Raw genomic sequence first — 5,516 nt, 5'->3', positions numbered from 1 at the left:
GCTTGCTCGGCGTCCTGCCTTGCATCCCCCGGATCAGCGTCAGGGCTCAGCCGTCACTAACGTCGCACTCTGCGTCGTCAGTGCCACCGCGATAACAAAACGCTTTATCTATGTACAGTGATTGCGGGCATGACACTACGTTGCGCTGCAGCACAGATGTGACGTGAAGCGGCGCACCAAAGCTGAGGTTATCGTAGCGCTGGCTCTAGCGTCGTTATACATAACCAGGACTACTGAAAAATCACAGGCTCTTCAGCACTCGCAGGCGCTTTGCCCGGTTCTGCGATTTCCACCGGCATGCCGTCTTCGGCCGCAACTACATCACGTACTACGTCCCAGTTCATGCGCAGGTTGTTGGCCAGGTCGTCACGTTTGAGCAACGCATTAATGACCGCAGTGTGCTTGTCGACAACCGACGGGTTGCCCAGATCATCGACCGGTGTGTGTGCTTCAAGATAAACCTTGCCGCCACTGATGCCGAATTTGTAGGGCTCGCTGATGATTCGCACGGTCGTACCGACCGGAGCCATGTCGGCCAGTTCCAGCACGTTGTTGTTGTACATGCGGAAACAGCCATGACTGGTGCGCATGCCAATACCGAACTTCTTGTTCGAACCGTGGATCAGATAGCCGGAAAGCCCAAGACCGAATTTGAACGGCCCCAGCGGGTTATCCGGACCGGCAGGCACTACGTCAGGCAGCGGATCACCATCGGCGGCATGTTCGGCCTTGATCGAGGCAGGTGGCGTCCAGGTCGGGTTTGGCGTCTTGGCCGTTACCTTGGTCACCCCGATGGGCGAACCCCAGCCTTCACGACCGACACCCAGCGGATAGGTGTGCACGACATTCTGCCCTTTGGGGTAGTAGTACATGCGGTACTCGGCAAGGTTGATGACTATCCCTTCGCGCTGGCCCGGCGGCAGAATGAAGCGGGTCGGCAGCACGATGTCCTTGCCTGCACCCGGCAACCATGGGTCAACACCAGGGTTGGCCGCGATCATTTCCAGATAACCCAGATCGTATTTTGTGCCCAGATCGGCAAAGGTGTCCTCGTATTTGGCCTTGATGACCTGCACCTGGCCCACGATGTCCTCGCCGGGCGGCGGCAACGGAAATTCCAGAGCATGGACAGAGCTCGCCGCGCACAGAGCAGCAAGCGACAGACAGCGGGTAACGGCTGGTATGCGCGACAACATCCGGGAAGATCCTTCGGGTAACGACTAAAGAGATGGAAACAGGACCTGAAGTGTACACCGGCCCTTGCAGGATCGGGGATATCTGCGGTTGGCCTTCAGGCAGTCATGACAGCTAGAGTTCAAGCCAGATCGGGTTCATGCCCCTGCGCTGCGCATCCATGATGGCCTTGCACAGCGGGCACAGGCGCTCATCGCGCATGGCTTGCAGTTCGACGGCGCGCATCTGCGGCTGGGCAGGCAACAACGTGCCACACAACGTCCGGTCGATCGAGCCGCCCAGCTCCAACTGGCGAGCAATCAGATGGACGCGCACTTCCTGACAGGCGAACAGATCCAGCTGCTCATGGGGCTCAAGCATTTGATAGGCATACAGGGACCAGGCGGGACGCGGCATGGGGGGCTCCAGATCGGGGGCGCCACATTAGCCGAAAGCCCCCGTCCGGGAAAGCCTCAAAGCAGCGGTTTCAGGCTCGGCCAGACATTTTCCAGCAACTTGCCCTGAGCAGCCGCCGCCGGATGCAGACCATCAGCCTGCATCAGTTCGGGCACTCCGCCCACACCTTCCAGAAAGAAGGGCACAAACGGGACTTTTTTCTGCTCGGCCAGGTTGCTGTAAACCTCTTTGAACGCGTTGGTGTAACGCGGCCCGTAGTTGGGCGGTATCTGCATACCGAGCAGCAACACTTTCGCACCGGCTGCCCGAGAGCTGTCGATCATCGATGAAAGGTTTTGTTGCAATTGAGCGGGCTGCTGGCCACGCAGTCCGTCGTTGCCACCCAATTCGAGAATAACCAGTTCCGGCTTATGCTCTGCAAGCAGCGCAGGCAAACGCGCCTGGCCCCCGGCACTGGTGTCGCCACTGATCGACGCATTGACCACCTTGTCGTCGAATCCCTCCTTGCTCAGACGCTGCTCCAGCAGGCTGACCCACCCTACGCGGGTATCCAGTCCGAAAGCCGCACTGATACTATCCCCAACGATCAATACCGTGCCCGCCAACGCGCCCTGTGACAGCAGCAGTAACCCCAGGCCAGCACTTAAAAACAACGCACGCATCGGATTCTCCATGAGTGAAAGTATTCTCAGTGCCCAAAGCCTCAGCAAAGTAGTCCCCAGCACCGAAGGTGACCTGACCATCCTGCACGAACTCTCCCTGGAACTAAACAAGGGCGACACACTGGCCATCGTCGGTGCCTCCGGTTCAGGCAAATCCACCCTGCTCGGCTTGCTTGCCGGGCTGGACCTGCCCAGCTCCGGTTCGGTCATCCTCTCGGGCCGCAACCTGAGTGAACTGGATGAAGACCAGCGCGCCAGGGTACGCGCCGAGCACGTCGGTTTTGTATTTCAGTCATTCCAGTTGCTCGACAGCCTCAATGCGCTGGAAAACGTCATGCTGCCGATGGAGCTTGAAGGCCGCAAGGACGCCCGCGAAAAGGCTCGCGACCTGCTGGAGCGCGTAGGCCTTGGCCAGCGCCTGACCCACACGCCGCGTCAGTTGTCCGGAGGCGAACAGCAACGGGTCGCTATCGCCCGCGCGTTTGCCGCCGACCCGGACGTGCTGTTTGCCGACGAACCCACCGGCAACCTGGACAGCCACACTGGCGAGCGCATCAGCGACCTGCTGTTCGAACTGAACAAGGAGCGCAACACCACGCTGGTGCTGGTGACTCACGATGAGCGTCTGGCGCATCGCTGCCGCCGCCTGATCCGTCTTGAAGGGGGCCGACTGGTCGCCCCGCTGGAGCCTTGATGGCACGTTTGCCTTTTGCCCGTCTGCTAAGCCTCGCCGCCCGCCAACTGTTGCGCGATGCACGCGCCGGAGAGCTGCGGGTGTTGTTCTTTGCCCTTCTGGTAGCCGTGGCTGCCAGCACCGCCATCGGTTATTTCGGCGCGCGCCTGAACGGCGCAATGCTGTTGCGGGCGACCGAGTTTCTTGGCGCTGATCTGATTCTTGAGGGTTCCAGCCCGGCGCGCGCCGAGCAGGTCGAGGAAGGCAAGCGCCTGCAACTCAAGCATGCGCAGATCGTGATCTTTTCCAGCGTGATCGCCACCGATGCCGGTATCCAACTGTCCAGCATCAAGGCGGTGGATGACGCTTACCCACTGCGCGGCGAGCTTAAAAGCGCAGCGGACCTGTATCAGACCGAGCAGGCTGGCAGCGGCCCCAGGCCCGGTGAAGCCTGGGCCGAGGCGCGACTGTTTCCAGCCGTTGATCTGAAGGTCGGTGATGATATCGACGTCGGCTCGAAAACCCTGAAACTGACTCGGGTACTGACGTACGAGCCAGACCGTGCGGGCAACTTCTACAGCCTGACCCCGAGGGTGATGATCAATCTGCAGGATCTCGCGGCTACCGGCGTAGTGCAACCGGGCAGCCGGGTCAGCTACCGGGAAATGTGGAGCGGCCCGCCCGAAGCGCTGGCCGCCTACCGTAAAGCCATCGAGCCGACTCTGGAACCGCATCAGGAAATCAAGGACGCCCGCGATGGCAGTCAGCAGATTGGTGGCGCGCTGGGCAAGGCTGAACGTTATCTGAATATGCCGAGCCTGGTGGCCGTACTGCTGGCAGGCGTTGCCGTAGCGCTTTCGGCATCCAGGTTTGCCGCACGGCGCTTCGATGCCAGCGCCCTGCTGCGCTGTCTGGGCCTGTCACGCGGCGAGACCATGACCCTGTTCAGCCTGCAACTGGCGATCATCGGCCTGCTGGCCAGCCTGAGCGGCGCGCTGCTGGGCTGGCTGGCGCAATTGGGATTATTTGCACTGCTGCAGAATCTGTTGCCGGCCGCCGTACCACCGGGCGGCCTTTTGCCTGCGCTGGCAGGCATGGGCACCGGGCTGGTGGCGTTGGCCGGTTTCGCCCTGCCGCCACTGGCAGCACTGGGTCGCGTGCCGCCGCTGCGCGTGCTGCGCCGTGACATGCTGCCGATTCCCGCCAGCTCATGGCTGGTGTATGGCGCGGCGCTGTTCGCGCTGGGCCTGATCATGTGGCGCCTGAGCCTGGACCTGGTGCTTACCTTTGCCCTGTTGGGCGGTGGCGTCGTCGCCGCGCTGATACTGGGCAGCCTGTTGCTGCTGGCGCTTAACAGCCTGCGCCGCCTGCTGGCCGGTGCGTCGCTGCCCTGGCGGCTGGGCCTGGGGCAACTGCTGCGTTACCCGCTGGCCGCTGCCGGTCAATCTCTGGCCTTCGGCCTGATCCTGCTGTCGATGGGTTTGATCGCGCTGCTGCGCGGTGAACTGCTCGACACCTGGCAAAACCAGCTGCCCAAGGACGCACCGAACTATTTCGTGCTCAATGTGTTGCCATCAGAGAAAGAAAACTTCGCCCAGACCCTGAGCAAGCTGTCCACCCACTCGGCTCCGCTCTACCCGGTAGTGCCGGGACGTCTGACCAGCATCAACGGTGAACCGGTGGGCAACTTCGTGACCAAGGACTCGCGTGGTGAAAACGCCACTCGCCGCGACCTTAGCCTGACCTGGGCCGCCGATTTGCCCGAAGGCAATACCCTGACTGCCGGTAACTGGTGGAAGGCGCTGCCGGCCTCAGGCCAGAGCGACGCGACGCCCGGGGTATCGATCGAGACCAAGCTGGCCGAAAGCCTGAAGATCAAACTGGGCGACCGGCTGAGCTTCATTGTCGGTGGCCTGACGCGTGAAGCCGTAGTCACCAGTCTGAGGGACGTGAACTGGGATACCTTCCAGCCCAACTTCTTCATGATCTTCCAGCCTGGCACCCTGGCTGATTTGCCCACCACTTACCTGACCAGCTTCTACTTGCCGCCTGGCCAGGATAAACAGATTGTCGAGCTGTCGCGGGCCTACCCGTCGATCAGTATTCTGGGAGTGGAGGCCTTGCTGGCGCAGGTGCGCAGTATTCTTGATCAGGTCACGCTGGCCGTGCAATTCGTGCTGCTGTTTGTGCTGGCGGCCGGTATTGCCGTACTGTTCTCAGGGTTGCAGGCGACCCTGGACGAACGCATCCGTCAGGGCGCGCTGCTGCGTGCACTCGGCGCAGAGCGAGCACTGCTGATCAAGTCACGGCGCATCGAATTCGGTTTGCTGGGGGCTGCCAGCGGCGTGCTGGCGGCGCTGGGCTGTGAGCTGGTGAGCTTCGTGCTGTACCGCTACGCCTTCTCACTGGAATGGCAGCCGCATCCGTGGCTATTGCTGCTGCCAGTGATCGGTGCCCTGCTGGTGGGTGGCGCTGGCGTATTCGGCACACGCCGCGCACTGAACGTCAGCCCGTTGACCGTACTGCGCGAGGGTTGAGGGCGACTGGCCGGACCACGACGCTGTGCGTCCGGCCGAGACTGTCAGAAATTT

General features: G+C 61.7%; 5 protein-coding genes. 2 read left to right on the top strand and 3 right to left on the bottom strand.

What is annotated here, in order from left to right:
• Positions 1-230: 230 nt before the first annotated feature.
• The 3 genes from ALO64_RS10040 to ALO64_RS10030 all read right to left on the bottom strand — a co-directional run bounded on the left by ALO64_RS10040 (position 231) and on the right by ALO64_RS10030 (position 2,252).
• Positions 231-1,196, bottom strand: coding sequence for a L,D-transpeptidase family protein (locus tag ALO64_RS10040; protein WP_044343685.1), 966 nt, complete (start codon positions 1,194-1,196; stop codon positions 231-233).
• Between the two features lie 112 nt (positions 1,197-1,308).
• Entirely contained in the window at positions 1,309-1,590 is a 282-nt protein-coding gene (locus tag ALO64_RS10035) for a hypothetical protein (RefSeq protein ID WP_044343684.1), read from the bottom strand.
• A 56-nt stretch (positions 1,591-1,646) separates the two neighbouring features.
• Complete coding sequence (locus ALO64_RS10030; protein ID WP_004664750.1) at positions 1,647-2,252, bottom strand: arylesterase; 606 nt, start codon at positions 2,250-2,252, stop codon at positions 1,647-1,649.
• Positions 2,253-2,262: 10 nt separating this feature from the next.
• Between ALO64_RS10030 and ALO64_RS10025 the strand changes: the two genes are divergently transcribed.
• The gene (locus ALO64_RS10025; RefSeq protein ID WP_004664748.1) at positions 2,263-2,946 is read left to right on the top strand and encodes an ABC transporter ATP-binding protein; all 684 of its coding nucleotides are present in this window, start codon (positions 2,263-2,265) and stop codon (positions 2,944-2,946) included.
• Complete coding sequence (locus ALO64_RS10020; protein WP_044343683.1) at positions 2,946-5,462, top strand: ABC transporter permease; 2,517 nt, start codon at positions 2,946-2,948, stop codon at positions 5,460-5,462. The genes ALO64_RS10025 and ALO64_RS10020 overlap by 1 nt, the downstream gene beginning before the upstream one ends.
• Positions 5,463-5,516: the final 54 nt, after the last annotated feature.

This window comes from Pseudomonas meliae (genome assembly GCF_001400515.1).
Taxonomy (GTDB): Bacteria; Pseudomonadota; Gammaproteobacteria; order Pseudomonadales; family Pseudomonadaceae; genus Aquipseudomonas; species Aquipseudomonas amygdali.
This window is presented reverse-complemented; position numbering and strand designations above follow the sequence as displayed.

Coding starts and splice junctions, on each gene's coding strand:
- ALO64_RS10035 (WP_044343684.1), bottom strand. CDS start 1,590: ATGCCGCGTCCCGCCTGGTCCCTGTATGCCTATCAAATGCTTGAGCCC.
- ALO64_RS10025 (WP_004664748.1), top strand. CDS start 2,263: ATGAGTGAAAGTATTCTCAGTGCCCAAAGCCTCAGCAAAGTAGTCCCC.
- ALO64_RS10030 (WP_004664750.1), bottom strand. CDS start 2,252: ATGCGTGCGTTGTTTTTAAGTGCTGGCCTGGGGTTACTGCTGCTGTCA.
- ALO64_RS10020 (WP_044343683.1), top strand. CDS start 2,946: ATGGCACGTTTGCCTTTTGCCCGTCTGCTAAGCCTCGCCGCCCGCCAA.
- ALO64_RS10040 (WP_044343685.1), bottom strand. CDS start 1,196: ATGTTGTCGCGCATACCAGCCGTTACCCGCTGTCTGTCGCTTGCTGCT.